This is a genomic window from Hafnia sp. CBA7124 (assembly GCF_002355555.1).
Classification (GTDB): domain Bacteria; phylum Pseudomonadota; class Gammaproteobacteria; order Enterobacterales; family Enterobacteriaceae; genus Hafnia; species Hafnia alvei.
Genome location: NZ_AP017469.1, coordinates 4,546,377 through 4,571,391 on the forward strand (window position 1 = coordinate 4,546,377; position 25,015 = coordinate 4,571,391).

23 protein-coding genes are annotated in these 25,015 nt (G+C 48.9%); 22 read left to right on the forward strand and 1 reads right to left on the reverse strand.

Going from position 1 to position 25,015, the window contains the following annotated elements; all coding sequences use genetic code 11:
* Positions 1 to 230: 230 nt before the first annotated feature.
* Both ravA and viaA read left to right on the forward strand, forming a co-directional pair.
* Positions 231 to 1,739: an ATPase RavA gene (gene ravA / locus CPY98_RS20625; protein ID WP_043489942.1), complete on the forward strand. Its 1,509-nt coding sequence runs from the start codon at positions 231 to 233 to the stop codon at positions 1,737 to 1,739.
* Between the two features lies 1 nt (position 1,740).
* A complete protein-coding gene (gene viaA, locus CPY98_RS20630) occupies positions 1,741 to 3,195 on the forward strand; it encodes an ATPase RavA stimulator ViaA (RefSeq protein ID WP_025797414.1) in 1,455 nt (484 codons plus the stop codon).
* A 3-nt stretch (positions 3,196 to 3,198) separates the two neighbouring features.
* Here viaA and asnA read toward each other — a convergent pair whose 3' ends face one another.
* The gene (asnA, locus tag CPY98_RS20635) at positions 3,199 to 4,191 is read right to left on the reverse strand and encodes an aspartate--ammonia ligase (protein ID WP_043489944.1); all 993 of its coding nucleotides are present in this window, start codon (positions 4,189 to 4,191) and stop codon (positions 3,199 to 3,201) included.
* 154 nt (positions 4,192 to 4,345) lie between these two features.
* On the opposite strand from asnA, the gene asnC reads away from it, so the two are divergent.
* The 20 genes from asnC to phoU all read left to right on the forward strand — a co-directional run bounded on the left by asnC (position 4,346) and on the right by phoU (position 24,447).
* Complete coding sequence (gene asnC / locus CPY98_RS20640) at positions 4,346 to 4,807, forward strand: transcriptional regulator AsnC (RefSeq protein ID WP_004093884.1); 462 nt, start codon at positions 4,346 to 4,348, stop codon at positions 4,805 to 4,807.
* A gap of 90 nt (positions 4,808 to 4,897) precedes the next feature.
* Positions 4,898 to 5,341 carry an FMN-binding protein MioC gene (mioC, locus tag CPY98_RS20645; protein ID WP_025797409.1) on the forward strand — a complete coding sequence of 148 codons (444 nt, stop codon included), beginning with the start codon at positions 4,898 to 4,900 and terminating at the stop codon, positions 5,339 to 5,341.
* Positions 5,342 to 5,727: 386 nt separating this feature from the next.
* The gene (gene mnmG, locus CPY98_RS20650) at positions 5,728 to 7,617 is read left to right on the forward strand and encodes a tRNA uridine-5-carboxymethylaminomethyl(34) synthesis enzyme MnmG (protein ID WP_043489948.1); all 1,890 of its coding nucleotides are present in this window, start codon (positions 5,728 to 5,730) and stop codon (positions 7,615 to 7,617) included.
* Between the two features lie 128 nt (positions 7,618 to 7,745).
* Entirely contained in the window at positions 7,746 to 8,366 is a 621-nt protein-coding gene (gene rsmG / locus CPY98_RS20655; RefSeq protein WP_043489950.1) for a 16S rRNA (guanine(527)-N(7))-methyltransferase RsmG, read from the forward strand.
* Positions 8,367 to 9,006: 640 nt separating this feature from the next.
* Positions 9,007 to 9,387, forward strand: a complete 381-nt coding sequence (gene atpI / locus CPY98_RS20660) for a F0F1 ATP synthase subunit I (RefSeq protein ID WP_025797404.1) — start codon at positions 9,007 to 9,009, stop codon at positions 9,385 to 9,387.
* Positions 9,388 to 9,454: 67 nt separating this feature from the next.
* Positions 9,455 to 10,234, forward strand: a complete 780-nt coding sequence (gene atpB, locus CPY98_RS20665; RefSeq protein WP_046459649.1) for a F0F1 ATP synthase subunit A — start codon at positions 9,455 to 9,457, stop codon at positions 10,232 to 10,234.
* A 50-nt stretch (positions 10,235 to 10,284) separates the two neighbouring features.
* Entirely contained in the window at positions 10,285 to 10,524 is a 240-nt protein-coding gene (atpE, locus tag CPY98_RS20670; RefSeq protein ID WP_004093904.1) for a F0F1 ATP synthase subunit C, read from the forward strand.
* A 65-nt stretch (positions 10,525 to 10,589) separates the two neighbouring features.
* A complete protein-coding gene (gene atpF, locus CPY98_RS20675; protein WP_004093905.1) occupies positions 10,590 to 11,060 on the forward strand; it encodes a F0F1 ATP synthase subunit B in 471 nt (156 codons plus the stop codon).
* Between the two features lie 14 nt (positions 11,061 to 11,074).
* Positions 11,075 to 11,608 (forward strand): F0F1 ATP synthase subunit delta, encoded by a 534-nt coding sequence (gene atpH, locus CPY98_RS20680; RefSeq protein WP_025797389.1) that lies wholly within the window; start codon positions 11,075 to 11,077, stop codon positions 11,606 to 11,608.
* Positions 11,609 to 11,620: 12 nt separating this feature from the next.
* Positions 11,621 to 13,162, forward strand: coding sequence for a F0F1 ATP synthase subunit alpha (gene atpA / locus CPY98_RS20685; RefSeq protein ID WP_025797387.1), 1,542 nt, complete (start codon positions 11,621 to 11,623; stop codon positions 13,160 to 13,162).
* 69 nt (positions 13,163 to 13,231) lie between these two features.
* A complete protein-coding gene (gene atpG, locus CPY98_RS20690) occupies positions 13,232 to 14,095 on the forward strand; it encodes a F0F1 ATP synthase subunit gamma (protein ID WP_025797385.1) in 864 nt (287 codons plus the stop codon).
* Positions 14,096 to 14,128: 33 nt separating this feature from the next.
* Positions 14,129 to 15,511 carry a F0F1 ATP synthase subunit beta gene (gene atpD, locus CPY98_RS20695; protein WP_025797384.1) on the forward strand — a complete coding sequence of 461 codons (1,383 nt, stop codon included), beginning with the start codon at positions 14,129 to 14,131 and terminating at the stop codon, positions 15,509 to 15,511.
* Positions 15,512 to 15,531: 20 nt separating this feature from the next.
* Positions 15,532 to 15,951 (forward strand): F0F1 ATP synthase subunit epsilon, encoded by a 420-nt coding sequence (locus tag CPY98_RS20700; protein ID WP_004093913.1) that lies wholly within the window; start codon positions 15,532 to 15,534, stop codon positions 15,949 to 15,951.
* A gap of 272 nt (positions 15,952 to 16,223) precedes the next feature.
* On the forward strand, positions 16,224 to 17,591 hold the full coding sequence (gene glmU / locus CPY98_RS20705; RefSeq protein WP_043489953.1) for a bifunctional UDP-N-acetylglucosamine diphosphorylase/glucosamine-1-phosphate N-acetyltransferase GlmU: 1,368 nt from the start codon (positions 16,224 to 16,226) through the stop codon (positions 17,589 to 17,591).
* Positions 17,592 to 17,821: 230 nt separating this feature from the next.
* Positions 17,822 to 19,654 (forward strand): glutamine--fructose-6-phosphate transaminase (isomerizing), encoded by a 1,833-nt coding sequence (gene glmS, locus CPY98_RS20710; RefSeq protein WP_096388689.1) that lies wholly within the window; start codon positions 17,822 to 17,824, stop codon positions 19,652 to 19,654.
* 224 nt (positions 19,655 to 19,878) lie between these two features.
* Positions 19,879 to 20,916 (forward strand): phosphate ABC transporter substrate-binding protein PstS, encoded by a 1,038-nt coding sequence (pstS, locus tag CPY98_RS20715; protein ID WP_172625190.1) that lies wholly within the window; start codon positions 19,879 to 19,881, stop codon positions 20,914 to 20,916.
* Between the two features lie 63 nt (positions 20,917 to 20,979).
* Entirely contained in the window at positions 20,980 to 21,966 is a 987-nt protein-coding gene (gene pstC / locus CPY98_RS20720; protein WP_096388691.1) for a phosphate ABC transporter permease PstC, read from the forward strand.
* A gap of 1 nt (position 21,967) precedes the next feature.
* Positions 21,968 to 22,855 (forward strand): phosphate ABC transporter permease PstA, encoded by an 888-nt coding sequence (pstA, locus tag CPY98_RS20725; protein WP_096388692.1) that lies wholly within the window; start codon positions 21,968 to 21,970, stop codon positions 22,853 to 22,855.
* A gap of 72 nt (positions 22,856 to 22,927) precedes the next feature.
* Positions 22,928 to 23,704 (forward strand): phosphate ABC transporter ATP-binding protein PstB, encoded by a 777-nt coding sequence (gene pstB, locus CPY98_RS20730; protein ID WP_025797376.1) that lies wholly within the window; start codon positions 22,928 to 22,930, stop codon positions 23,702 to 23,704.
* A 14-nt stretch (positions 23,705 to 23,718) separates the two neighbouring features.
* Positions 23,719 to 24,447, forward strand: a complete 729-nt coding sequence (gene phoU, locus CPY98_RS20735) for a phosphate signaling complex protein PhoU (protein ID WP_025797374.1) — start codon at positions 23,719 to 23,721, stop codon at positions 24,445 to 24,447.
* Positions 24,448 to 25,015 lie beyond the last annotated feature (568 nt).

Consider the following 25,015-nt stretch of genomic DNA (forward strand, 5'->3'; position numbering starts at 1 on the left):
CGATGCGCGTACTGACAGACCGAGCGCTCATAAAAAACGCACAGTATGCATAAATCAGCACAATTTCCTACTATTTAGATTAAAGGAAATATGACTGAGCCTGTGAAAACCGGCATATAACAAGCTTAGAAAGCTTTAAAAAAATCAACAAGCTAAGCAATGAAATAAAGCTGGTCAACGCTCCAAGAAGTCGATAAAACAAAACAATCCTTGTTATGAATGGGACTATTATGACGCAATCTAGCCAATTGGCCGAACGTATTTCGCGATTAAGCCATGCTTTGGAAAATGGACTTTACGAACGACAAGAGGCCATACGGCTCTGTTTACTAGCCGCCCTATGCGGTGAAAGCGTATTTTTACTCGGCCCTCCGGGGATTGCAAAAAGCCTTATCGCTCGCCGTTTAAAATTTGCATTTCGCCATGCACGCGCTTTTGAATATCTCATGACCCGCTTCTCCACCCCAGAAGAAGTATTTGGCCCATTATCAATTCAGGCGCTGAAAGACGAGGGGCGTTACCTACGCTTAACCCACGGCTATTTGCCCGAAGCTGAAATTGTTTTCTTAGATGAAATTTGGAAAGCGGGCCCCGCTATCCTGAATACGCTTCTGACTGCCATTAACGAGCGCCGTTTTAGAAATGGGGACAGTGAAGAAGCCATTCCAATGCGCCTGTTAGTCACTGCATCGAATGAGTTACCTGAGTCAGACAGCAGCTTAGAAGCGCTCTATGACCGTATGCTTATTCGTTTATGGCTAGATAAGGTGCAAGAGAAGCAGAACTTCCGTGCCCTAATCACCAGCAGCCAAGATGAGAACGCAAACCCAGTCCCTGAGGCATTGAGCATTTCAGACGAAGAGTTTCATGCCTGGCAGCCACAGATCGGCAAAGTCGCGCTCTCGACCCACTGCTTTGAGCTCATCTATCAACTGCGACAACGAATCAATATCTTAGACGATGCCCCCTACATTTCTGACCGTCGTTGGAAAAAGGCGCTGCGTCTTCTTCAAGCCTGTGCTTTCTTTAGCGGCCGCACCGAACTGGCCCCGCTTGACCTGATTTTGCTGAAAGACTGTCTATGGCATGATTTCGCCTCTCGCCAGATGCTTAACCAGCAGATTCAACAAATGTTGACCGATCAGGCTTATCAACAACAAAGCCTACTACTACAGTTACAACAAACTGAAGCGAGTTGGCTTCAGTCTCAACAAGAACAAAGCCAGCAACAGGCCATGACGCTACCGGTGAAAACAGGGCTGTTTAACCGTAAACAGGCGCACTCTCTGCCGGATGATTTCCCCGTCGGTAAAGTTACCTTAATGCTGTTCAAGCCGTTAAAAATTCATGATATGCAGGTGACTCATATCGTTACCGACTCAGGCGATCTCTCGCGCTGGTTGCAAAAAGGCGGGGAATTCCGCGCCAAGCTTAACGGTATTGGTTTTGCTTTGCCGATTGATATCACTCTCGACGACAAGCACCAGCTACAAATACGGGATGTTAGCTATCAAACCACCATGCTTTCGCTGCCAGGTAAAAAAAATGGAGATATTCCTGCCGATATACAGGAGAAAATCCAACAGATCGAAAATACGCTGAGCGAGCAGCGACGCCTTTTTGCCTCTCATCAACCTTGCCTATTCGTAAGCAGCGATTGGCTAGCCCAAATTGAAGCCAGTCTAGCGAGCATCGATGAAAAGCTACGCACGCTGAAAGCTACGCTAAGAGGCGCGTAATATGCCGACTCTTGAAGCTGTTGAAGCCTTTTTGGTGGTCAATGAAAACGAACTGATGCAGGATTTTCTCATTGGTTTGATGGCCGCCCCACAGCTGGCGGTTTTCTTTGAGAAATTCCCACGCTTACGTTCGATCCTTGAGGGCGAGATCCCAAGCTGGCGCAATCGGCTGGAAAGGAGGATCAAAGAAACCTCCGTACCGGAGGATCTCGCGCATGAGTTCACGCTTTATCAGCATCAGTTAGGGCTTCAAAGCGCAGATTTCTTTCAGCAACTCACAGAGACGCTAGCCATATTACGTGAGCATGAATCGCCTTTTATCTATGAGGCCGAATCACTTTGCCCCGATGGCGCCACGCCGCGCAGCATTAGCTTTCAAACGTTGTTCTTACAGCGTTGGAGACTAAGCCTGATCGCCCGCACCCTAACGCTTCATCATCAGGTATTAGATGAAGAGCGAGAGCTGTTACAAGCCGAGTTACAGCAGCGTATGCAAATCAGCGGGGCGCTGGAGCCGGTATTAGTCGATAACGAAAACGCGGCGGGCAAGCTGTGGGACTTAAGTAAAGGAGAGTTACACCACGGCGATTATCAGCTCATGGTGCAATATGGCGATTTCTTAGCTCAGCAGCCTGAATTGAAAAAACTGGCTGAGCAGCTCGGTCGCAGCCGCGCATCAACCGCTGAAGATAAGCAAAGCACCGAGCAAGAAGTGGCTCGAGTCATGGTACGTGAGCCCGCCATCATGCCTGAAGAAGTCAGCGGGATTCACCAAAGCGACGATATTTTACGTCTTCTGCCGACTGAACTCTCGATGCTAGGAATGGAAGAGCTGGAGTTTGAGTTCTACCGTCGATTGCTGGAGAAACGCCTACTCAGCTACCGCCTACAAGGCGACGTTTGGCGTGAGCAAGAATTTCAGCGCCCGATCACCTATCAAAAAACCCATCAACAGCCGCGAGGTCCTTTTATCGTCTGCGTGGATACATCGGGTTCCATGGGCGGGTTTAACGAACAGTGTGCCAAAGCATTCTGTTTGGCGCTGCTGCGGGTGGCACTTGCCGACAATCGCCGCTGCTACATCATGCTGTTTTCCAGCAGCGTGGTGCAGTATGAACTCACCGCAGACTCAGGCATCGATCAGGCTATTCGATTTTTATCACAGCGCTTTCGCGGCGGGACTGATTTAGCCCAATGTTTATCGTACACCGTGGCGATGATGAAACAATCGGCGTGGAAGCAGGCTGACGCCGTGGTTATCTCTGATTTTATCGCTCAACGGCTGCCAGAGGATATGGTGAAACAGGTTCGCCAGCTCCAGCAAAACAATAGCCACTGTTTTCACGCAGTGGCTATGTCTGAGCACGGAAAACCCGGCATTATGAAGATCTTTGATCATATCTGGCGTTTTAACACCGGGATCAAAGGGCGCCTGTTACGGCGCTGGAAACGTTAATGCTTAGAGCAGCGAGTCAATTTGATCGCGAACTTCTGGTGCCCAAACACCGCACTGTACCTGACCGATGTGCTTCTGTTTTAGCATCAGCATCACCAAGCGAGACTGACCAATACCGCCGCCGATAGTCTGTGGCATTTCCCCACGAACCAGCGACTGATGCCATTCTAGCTTCATACGCTCTTCGTCGTCGGTCAATGCCAGCTGGCGCTTCAGCGTCTCCGCGTCAACACGGATGCCCATAGAAGAAAGCTCAAACGCATCTTCTAACACTGGGTTCCACACCACGATATCGCCATTCAAACCAGCAAATCCTTCTTCACCAATCGACGTCCAGTCATCATAGTCCGGAGCACGAACATCATGCGCTTTGCCGTGCGATAGCTTTCCACCGATACCAATCAAGAATACCGCCCCTAATTCTTTCGCAATGGCACGTTCACGGCCTTTTGCATCCAGATCGGGGAAACGGCGCAGCAGCGTTTCGCTGTGGATAAAATGGATCTCTTCTGGCAAAGAAGGTTCGATACCAAATTCAGCGGCAACTTCTGCTTCAGTTGCTTTCATTGCGGCGTAAATTTTACGTACGGTTTCTTTTAAAAACTCTGGCGTACGCTGACCATCACCCATAACGCGTTCCCAATCCCACTGGTCAACGAAAACCGAGTGGATTGGCGTCAGACGGTCTTCGTCTGGGCGCAGCGCTTTCATGTGGGTGTATAAGCCTTCACCTGGGCCAAAATCATGCATACCCAAGGTTTTACGTTTCCATTTAGCCAGAGAATGCACAACTTCAAACGTATCTTGCGGCAACGTCTTCACTTTTACCTGTACCGCTTTTTCACTGCCAGACAGGTTATCCTGAGTACCATCACCTAAGCGGCTCAGAATAGGCGCTTGAACTTCAATTAAACCAAGCTGTTTTTCCAGTTGGCGAGAGAAGGAAGATTTCACGAAGCTGATTTGTTGTTGTTTTTGTATAAATTGTTTTTTCATTGCCGTTCTCACATTAACCTGTCTTTGTTAAAACAGATTAAGCAACAGAATGGCATCAAGATTCAATATCCAACAATAAATATTGCCTTTTAGGTTTTATTCCATCATTTTTAACCCGTTAAAAATAACTAATCGCTAAAAAAGAGGTGATAAATTGGCAGAAATTTACCAGATCGATAATCTCGATCGCGGCATTCTTAACGCTTTAATGGAAAATGCGCGCACGCCATACGCTGAATTAGCCAAAGTCTTCAACGTGAGTCCAGGCACCATTCATGTTCGCGTGGAGAAAATGAAGCAGGCGGGAATTATTACCGGAGCCTGTATACAGGTGAGCCCAAAGAAGCTGGGCTACGATGTTTGCTGCTTTATAGGCATCATTTTAAAAAGTGCCAAAGACTATCCATCTGCATTAGCACGGTTGGAGAGTTTAGAAGAAGTGGTTGAAGCCTATTACACGACGGGGCACTACAGCATCTTTATTAAGGTCATGACACGATCAATTGATGCGCTACAGCACGTACTTATCAACAAGATCCAGACCATCGACGAGATCCAATCTACGGAAACGCTGATCTCCTTGCAGAATCCCATCATGCGCGATATTACGCCCTAAGTTATTTTCTTTCATACCCACATTATCCACAGGTAGATCCCAGCCCTTTCCCGGCGTACAATAGCCGCCTTTATAAAGGTTGGGATCATTATGGCTGATATTACTCTCATCAGTGGCAGCACCTTAGGTAGCGCCGAATATGTTGCTGAACACCTGGCTGAAAAGCTGGAAGAACAGGGCTATTCCACAGAGATACTGCATGGCCCAGAACTCGATGAAGTTCCCATGCAAGGTATTTGGCTGGTTGTGACGTCAACGCATGGTGCTGGTGAGCTTCCCGATAACCTCCAACCTTTATTCGAACAGATTGAAACACAGCAGCCGGATCTTACTCAGGTTCGTTTTGGCGCAATGGGTCTCGGTAGTAGTGAATACGACACCTTCTGTGGAGGGATCAAAACTGTCGATCGTATTTTGATCGCGTTTGGCGCTCAGCGGATCGGCGATATGCTGGAGATCGATATTACCAAACACGATATTCCAGAGGATCCCGCTGAGATTTGGCTCACGAAATGGGTCAAAGTTATCAATTAAGCGTACAAATTGTGCGATCGGTATGTGGATAAGTATGCTTAAAAGGGTCTGATAACCGGTAGTTATCCCAATAACAACCGGAGTACGTTTTTCAGCCTGTGTATAAAGTGCCATTTAGATCCCAGCTTATACGGAATGGGATCACCGATCATCCACAACCAATGATCCTTGATAGGATATTGATCTTAATGTTGAAATTAGGCTTATCCACAGAGGATCGCGATCCTAGTAGTAAGATCTAATAAAGAGATCCTTAAATAAAAAGATCTTTTTAATACTTAGTGATTCTCCTACCCGTTTGACCTTCCTCTAAACTTGAGTAGAATCCCCACCCCAAGGCAAAAACGATCGTTCATAGCCTTCCGGTCTTCGCGAGGTGCAGTACCATGTTTTATCCAGATATCTTTGACGTCATCATTATCGGTGGTGGCCATGCAGGCACAGAAGCTGCAATGGCGTCCGCTAGAATGGGGCGACAAACTTTATTATTAACGCATAACATTGATACGCTTGGACAAATGTCTTGTAACCCGGCGATTGGTGGTATCGGAAAGGGACATCTGGTTAAAGAAGTCGATGCGTTAGGCGGCTTAATGGCGACCGCAATTGACCACGGCGGCATTCAGTTTAGGATACTAAACAGCAGCAAAGGCCCAGCCGTTCGAGCTACTCGCGCTCAGGCAGACCGTGTTCTGTATCGCCAAGCGGTACGCACCGCATTGGAAAACCAGCCCAACCTGATGATCTTCCAACAAGCGGTTGAAGATCTGATTGTCGAGAACGATCGTGTGGTTGGTGCGGTAACCCAAATGGGCTTAAAATTCCGTGCTAAGGCCGTCGTATTGACCGTTGGAACCTTCCTTGATGGAAAAATCCACATTGGTCTAGAAAATTACAGCGGTGGCCGTGCTGGCGATCCTCCTGCTATCGCCCTTTCTCGTCGTCTACGTGAATTACCACTGCGCGTTAACCGTCTAAAAACGGGAACACCACCGCGTATTGATGCCAGAACTATCGATTTCAGCGTATTAGCACCCCAGTATGGTGATAATCCGTCTCCAGTATTCTCGTTTATGGGTAATGCTTCTCAGCACCCAGAACAAATGCCGTGTTACATCACGCATACCAACGAACGCACTCATGATGTGATCCGTAATAATTTGGATCGTAGCCCGATGTATGCCGGGATCATCGAAGGGATCGGGCCACGATATTGCCCATCGATCGAAGACAAAGTTATGCGCTTTGCCGATCGTAATGCTCATCAGATCTTCCTGGAGCCTGAAGGACTAACCAGCAACGAAATTTATCCAAACGGGATTTCAACCAGTTTGCCATTTGACGTTCAGATGCAAATCGTTCGCTCAATGGAAGGGATGGAAAACGCGCGAATTGTTCGTCCTGGCTACGCCATTGAGTATGATTTCTTCGATCCACGTGATTTGAAACCAACGCTGGAAAGCAAACATATCCAAGGTTTGTTCTTTGCTGGGCAGATCAACGGCACGACCGGCTATGAAGAGGCTGCCGCTCAGGGGCTATTGGCAGGTCTGAATGCGGGACGCTTTGCTAACGAAGATGAAGGTTGGTCACCGCGTCGCGATCAGGCCTATCTTGGCGTGCTGGTGGACGACCTGTGCACTTTGGGTACCAAAGAACCGTATCGCATGTTTACCTCTCGCGCGGAATATCGCTTGATGCTGCGTGAAGACAACGCTGATTTACGTTTAACGGCTATCGGTCGTGAACTTGGCTTAGTTGATGATGTACGTTGGGCTCACTTCAATCAGAAGCTTGAAAATATTGAGCGCGAACGTCAGCGCCTGCGTGATATTTGGGTTCATCCAAACTCTGAGCATGTTGCTCCGCTGAATGAAATCCTAAAAGCGCCTCTTTCCCGTGAAGCTAACGGTGAAGATCTGCTGCGTCGTCCTGAGATCGATTATGCCAAACTGACCAAGCTTGCTCAGTTTGCACCTGGCTTGGAAGACGAAAAAGCGTCTGAACAGGTCGAGATCCAAGTGAAATACGAAGGCTACATTGCTCGCCAGCAGGAAGAAATTGAAAAACACCTGCGTAACGAAAATACGTTGTTGCCGGCTGACTTGGATTATTCGCTGGTTTCTGGGCTGTCGAATGAAGTCATTGCGAAGCTTAACGATCACAAACCAAGTTCAATTGGTCAGGCATCACGTATTTCTGGAATAACGCCTGCCGCCATCTCAATTTTGCTGATTTGGCTGAAAAAACAGGGCTTACTGCGACGTAGCGCTTAAATCTGTCTAAAACCGCACCAAACAGTGCGGTTTTTTTATTGCTATGCTTCACTCTGTTCCGATTTAACTGCATCATACTGGGCTGGGCCTTTTAAGGCTGATGCCCATGTTTGACCGAGGATTCTTCAGTGCAAAAACAACTCGATACTCTGCTAGCTAAAGCTGGAATTTCGCTAACCGATCAGCAAAAACAACAGCTATTAGGGTATGTTGGTTTGTTGGATAAGTGGAATAAGGCCTATAACCTGACTTCTGTCCGCGATCCTAAAGAGATGTTAGTTCGCCATATTCTCGACAGCATCGTGGTTAACCCTTTCCTGAAAGGCGACCGCTTTATTGATGTTGGCACTGGCCCTGGTCTTCCTGGGATCCCGCTGGCCATTGTTCGTCCAGATTCTCATTTTACTCTCCTCGATAGCTTAGGTAAGCGCGTGCGTTTTCTTCGTCAGGTACAGCATGAGCTGAAGCTGACTAACATCGAGCCGGTACAAAGCCGAGTTGAAGAGTTCCCCGCAGAGCCACCGTTTGACGGCGTTATTAGTCGCGCATTTGCCTCTCTGCAGGATATGATTTCTTGGTGTCACCATTTGCCAAAGGCAGAGACTGGCCGCTTTTATGCGTTGAAGGGGGTTCGCCCTGATGACGAACTGGCGCAGTTACCTTCGGGCATTGAGCTGGTGTCCGTTGAGCGGTTACATGTGCCTACTCTTGATGGTGAAAGGCATTTGGTTATTCTTAAGGCAAACTAATTTTGCCTTTTGTCAAAAAAAGTTAAAAAAGTTACGGCTGAGAACTAATCATTGAATAGCTAAATTATTAGCCTGATGGGGTTTGTTTTTTTACTTTTATTTCACAATTAGCGCTATTAAAAGACGATATTCTTACCGAACGCACTGTATGTTTAGCATTCGAATGAATTAAATGCGTTATTTCTAGTTGGATTAAAGGTAGAAATAAACAATTAAAGATGTCTAGTTTGTCAATAATATGTTTATTTCTGGTGTGTGAAATGAAGCCTAAAGTTTTAATTTTTAACTTTATGATTTTAAATAAATTAAAGCGCTCATTTAGCTAAAACACAGTAAAGACCACATGGTATATAAGACTTCTCTGTTTTTACTTTTGTGATCTGTGATCGCTCATATATTGTAACGGTGGAATTGTCGGACAAAGCAATGAGATATGGTATTCTGACAATTCTTAGCGATTGTCCTTAAAAGGTGAAAGTATTTAATTTATTATTCACTTTTTCGCTACTTATCCATTGAATTTGTTGTTGTGCACCGTATAATTTGCTCGTTTTTCTAGCTTGACTCGGCCTCGTAAAGGCAGTTTTATTACGTCACTCAATCAGCATACCCCCAGAGGGGTACGGAGAGAGCAAACGTCATGTCTGTAACGCTTTATAGCGGCAAGGCAGCGCGAAAATTACTGGCTCTGCAGTTACTGACTTTTGTTCTGTTCGGCATCGGCTTTTCAGCTAAAGAGATAAGCTGGGGTTTTTCAGCCGTTCTCGGTGGCTTGTCAGCGTGGTTGCCTAGCGTCGTTTTCATGCTGTTTGCTTTGCGTCATCAAGCTCATACTCCAGCAGGAGGCCGAGTAGCATGGTCTTTTGCTATTGGTGAGGCGTTAAAGGTCGTCAGCACGATTGTTCTTATGATCGTGTCACTGGGGTGGTTTAAGGCGGCGTTATTCCCGCTTGGCCTGACTTATATCGCTGTGTTGGTTGTTCAGATCGTGGCACCAGCAATAATAGGTCGCAATAGCTGACCTGTTGTAAAACGGCCTTAAATTAAAACAGTTACCGTACTTAACTACTTAAAGGGTAAGAGGCATCATGTCTGCAGGAGAAATCTCTACGCCACAAGAGTATATCGGTCACCATCTGACACAGCTTCAGATCGGGACGGGATTCTGGTCGATCAACATTGACTCAATGTTTTTCTCCGTTGTCCTCGGCCTACTCTTCTTGGTTATCTTCCGCAAAGTGGCTAAAAACGCGACTAGCGGTGTTCCGGGTAAATTACAGTGTGCGGTTGAACTGGTTGTCGGCTTCGTCGATAGCAGCGTGCGCGACATGTATCACGGTAAAAGCAAGGTTATTGCCCCTCTGGCTCTGACCGTGTTTGTTTGGGTTTTCCTGATGAACCTGATGGACTTGCTGCCAATCGATTTCTTGCCTTACATCGGCGAGCATATCCTTGGTTTACCAGCGCTGCGTGTTGTACCTACGGCTGACGTAAACATTACGTTGTCGATGGCGCTGGGCGTATTTATCCTGATTCTGTTCTACAGCATTAAGATGAAAGGTGTCGGTGGGTTCGTTAAAGAACTGACCATGCAGCCGTTCAATCATCCTGTATTTATTCCAATCAACCTTATTCTGGAAGGCGTCAGCCTGTTGTCTAAGCCGGTTTCACTGGGTTTGCGACTGTTCGGTAACATGTATGCCGGCGAGCTGATTTTCATCCTGATTGCCGGTCTGTTGCCGTGGTGGTCACAGTGGGTGCTCAATGTTCCATGGGCTATCTTCCACATCCTGATTATTACGCTGCAAGCCTTTATCTTCATGGTTCTGACGATCGTCTATCTCTCGATGGCGTCTGAAGAGCACTGATATTTTTAATAACACTACTGCGTTTAAACTGAAAGAAACTGGAGACTGTCATGGAAAACCTGAGTATGGATCTGCTGTACATGGCTGCCGCTGTGATGATGGGTTTAGCGGCAATCGGTGCTGCGATCGGTATCGGCATCCTGGGTGGTAAATTCCTGGAAGGCGCTGCACGCCAACCTGACCTGATTCCTCTGCTGCGTACACAGTTCTTTATCGTTATGGGTCTGGTGGATGCTATCCCAATGATCGCTGTTGGTCTGGGTCTGTACGTCATGTTTGCTGTCGCGTAAAAGAGCCTTGGCTCTTCTACCGTAAAGAAACACATACCAATTAACTATTTAAGAGGCATTGTGCTGTGAATCTTAACGCAACAATCCTCGGCCAGGCCATCGCGTTCATTTTGTTCGTATGGTTCTGCATGAAGTATGTATGGCCTCCAATTATGGATGCCATCGAGAAGCGTCAAAAAGAAATTGCTGACGGCCTCTCAAGTGCAGAACGTGCGAAGAAAGATTTGGACTTAGCTCAAGCCAATGCGACCGACCAGCTGAAAAAAGCTAAAGCCGACGCTCAGGTGATTATTGAACAAGCGAACAAACGCAAAGCTCAAATCATCGACGAAGCTAAAGTAGAAGCTGAGCAGGAACGTAACAAAATCGTGGCGCAGGCGCAGGCTGAAATCGACGCAGAACGTAAACGCGCTCGTGAAGAGCTGCGTAAGCAAGTTGCTACGTTGGCTATTGCTGGTGCCGAGAAAATTATCGAACGTTCCGTGGATGAAGCTGCTAACAGCGACATCGTTGATAAACTGGTCGCTGAACTGTAAGGAGGGAGGGGCTGATGTCTGAATTTATCACGGTAGCTCGCCCCTACGCCAAAGCAGCTTTTGACTTTGCCGTTGAGCACCAGAACGTAGACCGTTGGCAGCAAATGCTAGCGTTCTGCGCTGAGGTGACCCGCAACGAGAACGTGGCTGAAATGCTTTCTGGTGCATTAGCACCGGAAACATTATCCAACCTGTTCATTGAATTGTGTGGTGATCAGCTCGATGAATCCGGCCAGAACTTTATTAAAGTGATGGCTGAGAACGGACGTTTATTAGTTCTTCCTGAGGTGTTGCAGCAATTTAATACGCTGCGCGATGCGCTGGAGGCCACGGTTGACGTGGAAGTTACTTCAGCAGCAACTTTAAGCGATGAGCAACTGAATAAAATCAGTGCCGCGATGGAAAAACGTCTGTCACGTAAAGTGAAGCTGAATTGCAAAATTGATAAGTCTGTCATGGCTGGCGTGGTTATTCGCGCTGGCGACCTAGTGATCGACGGCAGTATTCGCAGTCGTCTGGAACGCTTGGCAGACGTCTTGCAGTCTTAAGGGGACTGGAGCATGCAACTGAATTCCACCGAAATCAGCGAACTGATCAAGCAGCGCATTGCTCAGTTCAATGTGGTGAGCGAAGCTCACAACGAAGGTACTATTGTGTCCGTGAGCGACGGTATTATCCGTGTTCATGGTCTGGCGGATGTTATGCAGGGCGAGATGATCGCGCTGCCAGGCAACCGCTACGCTATCGCACTGAACCTAGAGCGCGACTCTGTTGGTGCGGTAGTTATGGGTCCATACGCTGACTTAGCCGAAGGCATGAAAGTTAAGTGTACTGGCCGTATTCTGGAAGTACCGGTTGGTCGTGGCCTGTTAGGTCGCGTGGTTAACACCTTGGGTGAACCTATCGATGGTAAAGGTCCTGTAGACAACGACGGCTTCTCTGCCGTTGAAGCTATCGCACCGGGCGTTATCGAACGCCAATCCGTTGATCAGCCTGTACAGACTGGTTATAAGTCCGTTGATGCCATGATCCCAATCGGTCGTGGTCAGCGTGAACTGGTGATCGGTGACCGTCAGACCGGTAAAACCGCTCTGGCAGTTGACGCCATCATTAACCAGCGTGATTCCGGCATCAAATGTATTTATGTCGCTATCGGTCAGAAAGCTTCGACTATCGCAAACGTCGTTCGCAAACTGGAAGAGCACGGCGCACTGGCTAACACCATTGTTGTTGTTGCATCTGCATCTGAGTCTGCTGCGCTGCAATACCTGGCTCCGTATGCCGGTTGTGCGATGGGCGAATACTTCCGTGACCGTGGTGAAGACTCGCTTATCATTTATGATGACCTGTCTAAACAAGCGGTTGCTTACCGTCAGATTTCCCTGCTGCTTCGTCGTCCACCAGGTCGTGAAGCATTCCCAGGCGACGTCTTCTATCTCCACTCCCGTTTGCTGGAACGTGCTGCGCGTGTTAACGCCGATTACGTAGAAGCTTTCACTAAGGGTGAAGTAAAAGGCGCTACCGGTTCACTGACGGCTCTGCCGATCATTGAAACTCAGGCGGGTGACGTTTCTGCGTTCGTTCCGACCAACGTAATTTCGATTACCGATGGTCAGATCTTCTTGGAATCTAACCTGTTTAACGCCGGTATTCGTCCTGCGGTAAACCCGGGTATCTCTGTATCCCGTGTTGGTGGTGCTGCTCAGACCAAGATCATGAAAAAACTGTCCGGTGGTATTCGTACCGCATTGGCACAGTATCGTGAACTGGCTGCGTTCTCTCAGTTCGCATCCGATCTGGATGATGCAACCCGTAAACAGCTGAACCACGGTCAGAAAGTGACCGAGTTACTGAAACAGAAACAGTATGCACCGATGTCGGTTGCAGAGCAGTCTCTGGTTCTGTTTGCAGCTGAACGTGGCTATCTGGAAGACGTTGAACTGGCTAAGATCGGCAGCTTTGAAGCTGCTCTGATGGCTTACGTTGAACGTGAGCACGCTGACCTGATGCAACAAATCAACCAAACTGGTGCTTACAATGACGAGATCGAGGGCAAGCTGAAAGGCATCCTCGATACCTTCAAGGCAACCCAGTCCTGGTAATACCGTTACGGCCTGATGGTTTTCGTTAAAGAATGCTGTCGGGCCGTAAGGTCTTGAGGAGAAGCAGAGATGGCCGGCGCAAAAGAGATACGTAGTAAGATCGCAAGCGTCCAAAACACGCAAAAGATCACTAAAGCGATGGAAATGGTCGCCGCCTCCAAAATGCGTAAAACGCAGGATCGCATGGCGGCCAGCCGTCCTTATGCAGAAACCATGCGCAAAGTGATTGGTCACCTTGCCCTTGGTAATCTGGAATATAAACACCCGTACCTGGAAGAGCGCGACGTTAAGCGCGTGGGGTATCTGGTGGTTTCTACCGACCGTGGTCTGTGTGGTGGCTTGAACATTAACCTGTTCAAAAAACTGCTGACGGATATGAAAAGCTGGAACGAAAAAAGCGTTGAAGTTGATCTCGCGCTGATTGGTTCCAAAGCAGCATCTTTCTTTGGTTCTGTGGGCGGTAATATCGTTGCACAGGTAACCGGTATGGGTGACCACCCTTCCCTGTCTGAATTGATTGGGCCGGTAAAAGTGATGTTGCAGGCTTATGATGAAGGGCGTCTGGACAAACTGTATGTGGTGAGCAACAAGTTCATCAATACCATGTCTCAAGAACCTCAGATCCTTCAGCTGTTGCCGCTGCCACCGTCTGATGATAGCGAGTTGAAGAAGAAATCATGGGATTACCTGTACGAACCCGATCCTAAGGCGCTGCTGGATACCTTGCTGCGTCGTTATGTGGAATCTCAGGTTTATCAGGGCGTCGTGGAAAACCTGGCCAGTGAGCAGGCCGCTCGAATGGTTGCGATGAAAGCCGCAACTGATAACGGCGGTAGCCTGATCAAAGAGCTGCAGTTGGTATACAACAAAGCTCGTCAGGCCAGCATTACCCAAGAGCTCACCGAGATCGTCGGTGGAGCCTCCGCGGTTTAAGCTAGGTTTTACGAATTACGTAGAGGATTCAAGATGGCTACTGGAAAGATTATCCAGGTTATCGGCGCTGTGGTGGACGTCGAGTTCCCGCAAGATGCCGTGCCTAAAGTGTATAACGCACTTGAGGTGAAAGGCGGTGCCACTAAACTGGTACTGGAAGTTCAGCAGCAGCTAGGCGGCGGCGTTGTACGCTGTATCGCTATGGGTACTTCTGACGGTCTGCGTCGCGGACTGGACGTTGTTGACCTGGAGCACCCGATTGAAGTCCCAGTAGGTAAAGCGACCTTAGGCCGCATTATGAACGTACTGGGTGAGCCAATTGATATGAAGGGTGATATCGGCGAAGAAGATCGCTGGGCTATTCACCGTGAAGCTCCAAGCTACGAAGAACTGTCTAACTCGCAAGAACTGCTGGAAACTGGTATCAAGGTAATGGACCTGATTTGTCCGTTCGCTAAGGGCGGTAAAGTTGGTCTGTTCGGTGGTGCGGGTGTTGGTAAAACAGTAAACATGATGGAGCTGATCCGTAACATCGCGATCGAGCACTCAGGTTACTCTGTATTTGCTGGCGTGGGTGAACGTACTCGTGAGGGTAACGACTTCTACCACGAAATGACCGACTCCAACGTATTGGACAAAGTATCACTGGTTTATGGCCAGATGAACGAGCCACCAGGAAACCGTCTGCGCGTTGCGCTGACCGGTCTGACTATGGCTGAGAAGTTCCGTGACGAAGGTCGTGACGTACTGCTGTTCATCGATAACATCTACCGTTATACCTTGGCCGGTACCGAAGTATCTGCACTGTTGGGTCGTATGCCTTCTGCGGTAGGTTATCAGCCAACGCTGGCGGAAGAGATGGGTGTTCTGCAAGAACGTATCACCTCGACCAAAACGGGTTCAATCACCTCTGTTCAGGCCGTTTACGTACCTGCGGATGACTTGACTGACCCATCACCAGCAACCACCTTTGCTCACTTGGACGCAACCGTGGTACTGAGCCGTCAGATTGCTTCTCTGGGTATTTACCCAGCCGTTGACCCGCTGGATTCCACCAGCCGTCAGCTGGATCCACTGGTTGTGGGTCAGGAACACTACGACGTGGCACGTGGCGTGCAGTCTATTCTGCAACGTTATCAGGAGCTGAAAGATATCATCGCGATTCTGGGTATGGACGAACTGTCCGAAGACGACAAACTGGTCGTTGCTCGTGCGCGTAAAATCCAACGTTTCCTGTCACAGCCATTCTTCGTTGCTGAAGTCTTTACCGGTTCTCCGGGCAAGTTCGTCTCGCTGAAAGATACCATTCGTGGTTTCAAAGGCATTCTGGATGGTGATTACGATCATCTGCCAGAGCAGGCGTTCTACATGGTTGGCACCATTGAAGAAGCAGTGGAAAAAGCCAAGAAACTGTAACGCCTTGAGAGGAGGTTGATATGGCTATGACTTACCATCTGGACGTTGTCAGCGCAGAGCAGAAAATGTTCTCTGGGCTGGTACAGAAAATCCAGGTGACAGGTAGTGAAGGTGAGCTAGGGGTTTTCCCTGGTCACGCCCCGCTGCTTACTGCCATTAAGCCTGGCATGGTGCGTATTGTTAAACAGCATGGTGAAGAAGAGTTCATCTACCTGTCCGGCGGTATCCTTGAGGTACAGCCGAGCTCGGTAACCGTGTTGGCAGATACCGCCATTCGTGGTCAAGACCTCGACGAGGCGCGAGCGATGGAATCTAAGCGTAAAGCGGAAGAACACATCAATAACTCGCACGGCGATGTTGACTATGCTCAGGCATCAGCGGAATTGTCCAAAGCGATCGCGAAACTTCGCGTTATCGAATTGACCAAGAAAGCGATGTAAGCAGACTCCAAATAAAAAGCGGCTGAAAGGCCGCTTTTTTTTATTCTGAAAATAAGACTTTCCCCAGAGCAAATCTCGCCTAAACGTTGTGCAATTAACCTATTATTTGTCTCTGTTCGCAGACATATTTTCCCATTCTGCCCGCTGTTATTTATTATGTGTCTATTCCGCAGCCAGCGCGGCTTGCGAAAGTTTTGTGCTGAGAAATATGTAGTAATTCTGTTACCAAACAGGTTTACTTTGCCCATCAATTTGAATGAATCAGGTTGCTTATGTCTAACAGTTCTTTAAGCGTTGTTATTCTTGCCGCAGGCAAGGGTACTCGTATGTATTCCGATCTTCCTAAAGTGCTTCATCCTCTGGCTGGAAAGCCAATGGTTCAGCATGTCATCGATACGGCTTTAAAGTTAGGCGCACAGAACGTGCATCTGGTTTATGGCCATGGTGGAGATCTGTTAAAAGAAAAACTGTCAGACCAGCCGCTGAACTGGGTATTACAGGCCGAACAGCTGGGTACCGGGCATGCGATGCAACAAGCGGCGCCACATTTTTCTGATGATGAAGATGTGTTGATGCTGTACGGCGATGTGCCACTTATTTCCGGTGAAACGCTGCAACGCTTGTTAGCCGCTAAGCCGCAAGGTGGTATTGGTTTGCTGACCGTTAAGCTTGCGAATCCTACAGGCTATGGCCGCATCGTGCGCGAAAACGACAACGTTGTGGGCATTGTTGAACACAAAGATGCCACGGCAGAGCAGCATAAAATCAATGAAATCAACACCGGCATTCTGGTTGCTAGCGGTCGCGATCTAAAGCGTTGGTTAGGCAAACTCAACAACAATAACGCGCAGGGTGAATATTACATCACTGACATCATCGCGTTAGCGCATCAGGAAGGTCACCGTATCGAAGCGGTTCATCCTGACCGTTTGAGTGAGGTTGAGGGCGTTAATAACCGTCTGCAACTGTCAGCATTAGAGCGTGAATATCAATCTGAACAGGCGCAGAAGTTGCTGCTAGCTGGCGTGATGCTGCTTGATCCTGCTCGTTTCGATCTGCGCGGTGAACTGATCCATGGTCGCGATATCTCCATTGATACTAACGTGATTATCGAAGGCACCGTTAAGCTAGGTGATCGCGTGCGCATCGGCACTGGCTGTGTGCTGAAAGACTGCGTTATCGGCGATGATTGCGAAATTAGCCCTTATACCGTGATTGAAAACTCTACTTTAGCGACGGAATGTACCGTGGGGCCATTTGCTCGCCTGCGTCCAGGTGCGGATTTGGCTGAAAAAGCGCATGTTGGCAACTTCGTTGAGATGAAGAAAGCGCGCTTGGGCAAAGGCTCCAAAGCGGGACACCTTTCCTATTTAGGCGATGCGGAGATTGGCGACAACGTGAACATTGGTGCGGGTACGATCACCTGTAACTACGATGGCGCCAATAAATTCAAGACCATTATCGGTGACGATGTGTTTGTGGGGTCTGATACTCAGCTGGTGGCCCCAGTCACCATTGGCAACGGTGTCACTATTGCTGCGGGCACCACCGTAACGAAAAACGTGGCGGAAAAAGAGCTGGTTTTAAGCCGCGTTAAGCAAACGCATATCCAAGGCTGGAAGCGCCCAGTAAAGAAATAGCTGCTAAATAAGATAGGTTATCCCCGTTAAATCCGGTTGATGATTACATCGGTAATCTATTTTGCACTGTGCCTTGTTTATCAAGGCACAGAACAAAATAAGCAGTAAACAATAATATCCCCATAGGGGAATCGCCCCAATCTCTACAGGCTCGGGGCACCAAATCAGATCGTACGGACATCGACAGAACAGCTAATGAAAGGCTGTTCTTGTTATAGGAATCAAACACTATGTGTGGAATTGTTGGCGCAGTTGCGCAGCGTGATATTGCAGAAATCCTGTTAGAAGGTCTGCGTCGTTTAGAATACCGTGGTTATGATTCTGCGGGTCTGGCGGTTGTTGATCATCAGGGGCATATGCAGCGTATCCGCCGCGTCGGAAAGGTACAGGCTCTCAGTGATGCCGTAGCGGAAAGCCCAATGACCGGTGGAACCGGTATTGCGCATACTCGCTGGGCAACACACGGTGAACCCACTGAACATAATGCGCACCCGCATATTTCTGAACATATTGCCGTGGTACACAACGGTATTATCGAAAACTACGAATCTCTTCGTGCGTTGCTGATTGAGCGTGGCTATCACTTTACGTCTGAAACTGACACCGAAGTGATCGCGCATCTCACCCATTGGGAGCAGCAACAGGCAGGTGGTTCGCTATTAGAAGTTGTTCAACGCGTTATTCCACAGCTGCGCGGTGCTTACGGTACCGTCGTGATGGATGCTCGTCATCCCGATGTACTGGTCACCGCTCGCTCTGGTAGCCCGCTGGTGATTGGTTGCGGGATGGGCGAAAACTTTATTGCCTCCGATCAGCTGGCACTGTTGCCTGTGACCCGCCGTTTTATCTTCTTGGAAGAGGGTGATATTGCTGAAGTGACCCGCCGCACGGTGAAGATCTTTGATAAAGAAGGCAATGCCGTTGAACGCACAGAAATTGAATCCAACGTGCAATATGACGCGGGTGACAAAGGCGCATATCGCCACTACATGCAAAAAGAGATCTACGAACAGCCGCTAGCCATCAAAAATACCCTTGAAGGGCGTTTTAGCCACGGCAAAGTGGATCTGGGTGAACTTGGTGAGAAAGCCGATACGCTGCTGGCGAAGGTTGAGCACATCCAAATTATCGCCTGTGGGACTTCATACCACTCGGGTATGGTGGCGCGCTATTGGTTTGAATCTCTGGCCGGTGTACCTTGTGACGTGGAGATTGCTTCTGAATTCCGCTATCGCAAGTCTGCGGTACGCAAAAACAGCCTGATCATTACGTTATCTCAGTCGGGTGAAACGGCGGATACGTTAGCGGCTTTACGTTTGTCCAAAGAGATTGGCTATTTAGGCTCGTTGGCTATCTGTAACGTAGCCAGTTCGTCGCTGGTGCGTGAATCTGATTTGGCTCTGATGACCAAAGCGGGAACAGAAATCGGTGTTGCGTCAACCAAAGCGTTTACCACTCAGTTAACCGTTTTGCTGATGCTGGTGGCGCGTATTGGCCGCCTGCATGCGATGCCTGAACAGGTTGAGCACGATATCGTTCACGCCCTTCAAGCACTGCCTGCGCGTATTGAACAGATGTTATCAATGGATCAGGGCATTGAAGAACTGGCCGAAGATTTCATGGATAAGCAGCATGCCCTATTCCTCGGTCGTGGCGATCAGTATCCCATCGCAATGGAAGGGGCTCTGAAGCTTAAAGAGATCTCCTATATTCATGCAGAAGCCTATGCGGCTGGTGAACTCAAACACGGGCCACTGGCGCTGATTGATGCCGATATGCCGGTGGTTGTGATTGCGCCAAACAACGAACTGTTGGAAAAGTTGAAATCCAATATTGAAGAAGTTCGCGCGCGCGGCGGTTTGCTGTATGTCTTTGCCGATAAAGACGCTGGTTTCACCGATAGCGAAGGGATGCGCATTATTTCTCTGCCGCACGTAGAAGAGGTCATTGCACCGATCTTCTATACCGTTCCGCTTCAGCTGCTTTCGTATCATGTGGCGCTCATCAAAGGCACTGATGTCGATCAGCCACGAAATCTGGCTAAATCGGTAACCGTTGAGTAATCCCATCTCTAAGCCCCGTTCGCGGGGCTTTTTCATTTTTCTCCGCCAACAAACATTTCATTTGTAATAAAACTGTCATATTCCATACATTTTACTGTCATCAAACTGCCTTATTTTCCCTCCTGCACCATACTTAAACTTGATTGTTCACACTGATGCTGATGAATAACACTCCCTGTGGAGGGAATATGAAGCCGATGCGTTCCTTGGTTGTCACTAAAAAAATGGTTACCCATAAGACTGTTGCTGCCATTGTTGCTGCAACTTGCTCTCTGACTACAATGTCTGCATTCGCTGCGACCAGCTTGACCGGTGCCGGTGCGACTTTCCCCGCGCCTGTTTATGCTAAGTGGGCAGATACCTATCAGAAAGAAACCGGTAACAAAGTTAACTATCAAGGTATTGGTTCTTCCGGCGGCGTTAAGCAAATTATTGCAAACACCGTTGATTTCGGTGCATCTGATGCGCCTCTGACTGATGAAAAACTGGCCGCAGACGGTCTGTTCCAGTTCCCAACCGTTATCGGTGGAGTGGTGCTGGCGGTGAATATTCCGGGATTGAAATCTGGCGAACTGACGCTGGATGGCAAAACTCTGGGTGATATCTATCTGGGCAACATCAAAAAATGGAATGATCCAGCGATCACCAAATTAAACCCAGGTTTAAAACTACCAGATACTAATATTGCCGTGGTTCGCCGCGCTGATGGCTCTGGCACTTCTTACGTCTTCACCAACTATCTGGCGAAAGTAAACGCAGATTGGAAATCTAAAGTTGGTGCAGGTTCTACCGTTAACTGGCCAACCGGTTTGGGCGGCAAAGGTAACGACGGCGTTGCTGCGTTCATCCAGCGTCTGCCAGGTTCTATTGGCTACGTTGAGTACGCTTACGTTAAGCAAAGCAAGCTGGCTTATACCAAGCTGATTTCTGCGGATGGCGACGCTGTTCTGCCAACGGAAGAGAGCTTTAGCAACGCGGCTAAAGGCGCTGACTGGAGTAAATCCTTCGCCCAAGACCTGACCAACCAGAAAGGCGCTAATGCATGGCCTATCAGCTCCACCACCTTCATTCTGGTGCATAAAGATCAGCAGAAACCAGAGCAGGGCGCTGCGGTACTGAAATTCTTCGACTGGGCCTATAAAAATGGCGGCAAAGAAGCGAGCGCCTTGGACTATGCACCGTTGCCTAACGCTGTCGTTGAGCAAATCCGTGCAGCATGGAAGACCAACGTAAAAGACAGTTCAGGTAAAGCGCTGTACTAATGTTTCATCCGCTTCCAGAGCCGATGCTTTGGAAGCGGAACTCTAGTTTAAGAAGAGAATCACATGGCTGATCATCCGTTATCTAAGCCTTCATTGCCCAAGAAAGAATCAAAAATAAGACCACCGAGCAAAAACGGTGACGTTATCTTTGGTGCTCTAGTCAAACTAGCAGCGCTGATTACCCTATTGTTGCTGGGCGGCATCATTGTTTCGCTGTTTATCGCGTCGCTGCCGAGCATTCAGAAGTTTGGCTTCGCTTTCCTGTGGTCCAAAGAGTGGGACGCACCGGCGGAGCAGTTTGGTGCGTTGGTGCCGATTTACGGCACGATCGTCACCTCTATCATCGCCTTGGTGATAGCCGTTCCGGTGAGCTTTGGGATTGCGTTGTTCCTGACCGAACTCGCGCCAAACTGGCTGCGCCGTCCGCTGGGTGTTGCGATTGAGCTATTGGCCGCTATTCCGAGCATTGTTTATGGCATGTGGGGCCTGTTTGTTTTTGCTCCGCTGTTTGCCGAATATTTCCAAACCCCGGTGGGTGATGTGCTTTCCGGTATTCCGATTGTGGGTGACCTCTTTGCTGGCCCTGCGTTTGGTATCGGTATTTTGGCTGCCGGTGTGATTCTTGCCATCATGATCATTCCTTATATTGCCGCCGTAATGCGTGACGTTTTTGAGCAAACGCCGGTGATGATGAAAGAATCTGCCTACGGCATTGGCTGTACGACGTGGGAAGTGATGAGCCGCATTGTTCTTCCGTTCACCAAAAATGGGGTGATCGGCGGCATCATGCTGGGGTTAGGGCGCGCGCTGGGCGAAACCATGGCGGTGACTTTCGTCATTGGTAATACCTACCAGCTCGACAGCGCTTCGCTGTTTATGCCAGGGAACAGCATTACTTCTGCGTTGGCGAATGAATTTGCTGAGGCCGAGTCAGGTCTGCATACGGCGGCGCTGATGGAGTTAGGTCTGATCCTGTTTGTTATCACGTTCATTGTGTTGGCGTTGTCCAAGCTGATGATTTTACGTCTTGATAAGAATGAGGGACGTTAAGATGGCGATGATTGATACGAATGACGCACAGGCTTTAGCCAGTTCACGCCGAAAAATGCAGGCGTGGCGTCGTCAGAAAAACCGCATTGCGCTGTTTTTGTCTATGGTCACGATGGCCTTTGGGCTGTTCTGGCTGGTGTGGATTTTATTTTCGACGATCACGAAAGGCGTTGATGGCATGTCTATCGCGCTGTTCACCGAAATGACGCCTCCTCCAAACAGTGAATGTGGCGGTTTGGCTAACGCCATTGCCGGTTCTGGCTTGCTCATTCTATGGGCGACGGTGATTGGTACTCCGCTCGGAATTATGGCCGGTATCTATTTAGCTGAGTATGGTCGCAAAGGATGGTTGGCGAATTTTATCCGCTTTATTAATGACATCTTGCTCTCTGCGCCGTCTATTGTGGTTGGGCTGTTTGTTTACACCATCGTGGTTGCCAAGATGCAGCACTTCTCCGGCTGGGCGGGAGTGATTGCGCTGGCGCTGTTGCAGATCCCTATCGTTATTCGTACTACTGAAAATATGCTGAAACTGGTGCCCGATAGCCTGCGTGAAGCGGCCTATGCGCTGGGAACACCAAAATGGAAGATGATTTCTGCTATCACGTTGAAAGCATCGGTGTCCGGCATCATAACCGGCGTGCTGTTAGCGATTGCGCGTATTGCCGGTGAAACCGCACCGCTGCTGTTTACATCGCTCTCCAACCAGTTTTGGAGCACCGATATGTCGCAGCCGATTGCCAACCTTCCGGTCACCATATTTAAGTTTGCAATGAGCCCGTTTGCCGAGTGGCAAGAGCTGGCTTGGGCTGGGGTATTACTGATTACCCTATGTGTTCTGCTGCTGAACATTCTGGCGCGCGTCGTTTTTGCTCAGAAGAAGCGCTAACAAAAAGCATTAATTATTGCAGGCGTTGCTTATCGGTAAGAAAAGCAGCGTCGTGAAAAAGAGAGATTAGAGATGAGTATTGTTACAGACACGACCAACAGCAAAATCCAGGTTCGCGATCTTAACTTCTACTACGGCAAGTTCCATGCGCTGAAGAATATTTCGCTGGATATCGAAAAGAACAAGGTGACGGCGTTTATCGGCCCGTCAGGCTGCGGTAAATCTACATTGCTGCGCACCTTTAACAAAATGTTCCAGCTCTATCCTGAGCAGCGCGCAGAGGGTGAAATCCTGCTTGATGGACACAATATTCTGACTGATAACTCAGATATCGCCCTGCTGCGTGCCAAAGTAGGCATGGTATTCCAAAAGCCAACGCCTTTCCCGATGTCAATTTACGATAACATCGCCTTTGGCGTGCGTTTGTTTGAAAAGCTGTCGCGTGCCGAGATGGATGAGCGCGTCCAGTGGGCATTAACCAAAGCGGCGCTGTGGAACGAATCAAAAGATAAACTTCATCAGAGCGGCTACAGCCTGTCTGGTGGACAGCAGCAGCGTTTGTGTATTGCGCGTGGAATTGCTATTCGCCCTGAAGTGTTATTGCTCGATGAGCCTTGCTCAGCGCTGGACCCGATTTCCACCAGCAAGATTGAAGAGCTGATCACCGAACTGAAAGAAGACTACACGGTGGTGATCGTAACGCATAACATGCAGCAGGCTGCCCGTTGTTCAGACCATACCGCGTTTATGTATCTGGGCGAACTGATTGAATTTAGCGATACTGACACCCTGTTTACCTCTCCGGCGCAGAAGCAAACGGAAGATTACATCACTGGCCGTTACGGCTGATTACGGGACTTATCATGGATAATTTAAACCTAAACAAACATATTTCCGGTCAGTTTAACGCCGAGCTGGAGCACATCCGCACTCAGGTGATGACCATGGGTGGGATGGTTGAACAGCAGCTTTCAGATGCGATTACCGCTATGCACAACCAAGACGGTGAGCTGGCAAAACGCGTTATTGAAGGCGATAAAAAAGTTAACATGATGGAAGTGGCGATTGATGAGGCCTGCGTGAAGATCATCGCTAAGCGTCAGCCCACCGCCAGTGATTTACGTTTGGTCATGGCGATCATCAAAACGATCTCCGAACTGGAGCGTATTGGTGATGTAGCCGATAAAATTTGCCGTACGGCGTTAGAGAAGTTCTCGCATCAGCATCAACCGCTGTTGGTTAGCCTAGAATCTCTGGGTCGCCACACCGTACAGATGCTGCATGACGTGCTGGATGCATTCGCCCGCATGGATCTGGACGAAGCGGTGCGTATTTATCGTGAAGATAAAAAGGTCGATCAGGAATATGAAGGCATTGTTCGCCAGCTGATGACCTACATGATGGAAGACACGCGCACCATTCCAAGCGTTCTCACCGCGCTGTTCTGTGCGCGTTCCATTGAGCGTATTGGCGACCGCTGCCAGAATATCTGTGAGTTTATTTTCTACTTCGTTAAAGGGCAGGATTTCCGTCACCTTGGCGGTGATGAGTTGGATCAGCTGTTGGCGAAGGATGGGAATAAGCCGACTTGATGTAAGGTGGGGTCGAACTGCTGTGTAAGGTTTCGTTCGCCTGTTTATGCCGAAGTGTCGGGTTACGTCCGCTTTGAAGCGTTGCATTGATATGTAATGTCAGCGTTCGCGTCCGTGTCGGAGGGCTCAATCGCCGCCCTCCGACGCCTCGGCTTGGCACCACCTCGACAGCCCGCTGCGCGGGTGCCCTCATTTCATCATTTCGGTTTTAACGGAACGAACGGCAATCGCCATCCTGGCTCCTCCGTTCTTTCGGCGACATCCCTGTCGCCGAATCCTAACCTACATGATTCACTCGGCTGCTCGGTAACGTGCCGGAAAAGGTCAATGTCAAAACCAAGTCTTCACTAATTGAAAAAACAAAAAGACAAAAACTTCTTTTGTCTTTTACGTGTTAGATGAAATGCATTTTAGAGCCGCCAGCAGGGATGCTGGTGGCAGGTCGAGGGCGTACAGGATGTACGCTCCGAGACCGGTCGGGCAAACGGCGCGGTAAAAAGCGCGCGCGTTGAGAGTCCCCGCGTAACGGGACTCTCATCGGACGCCGACGCCAGTGGCTTCATGGAAG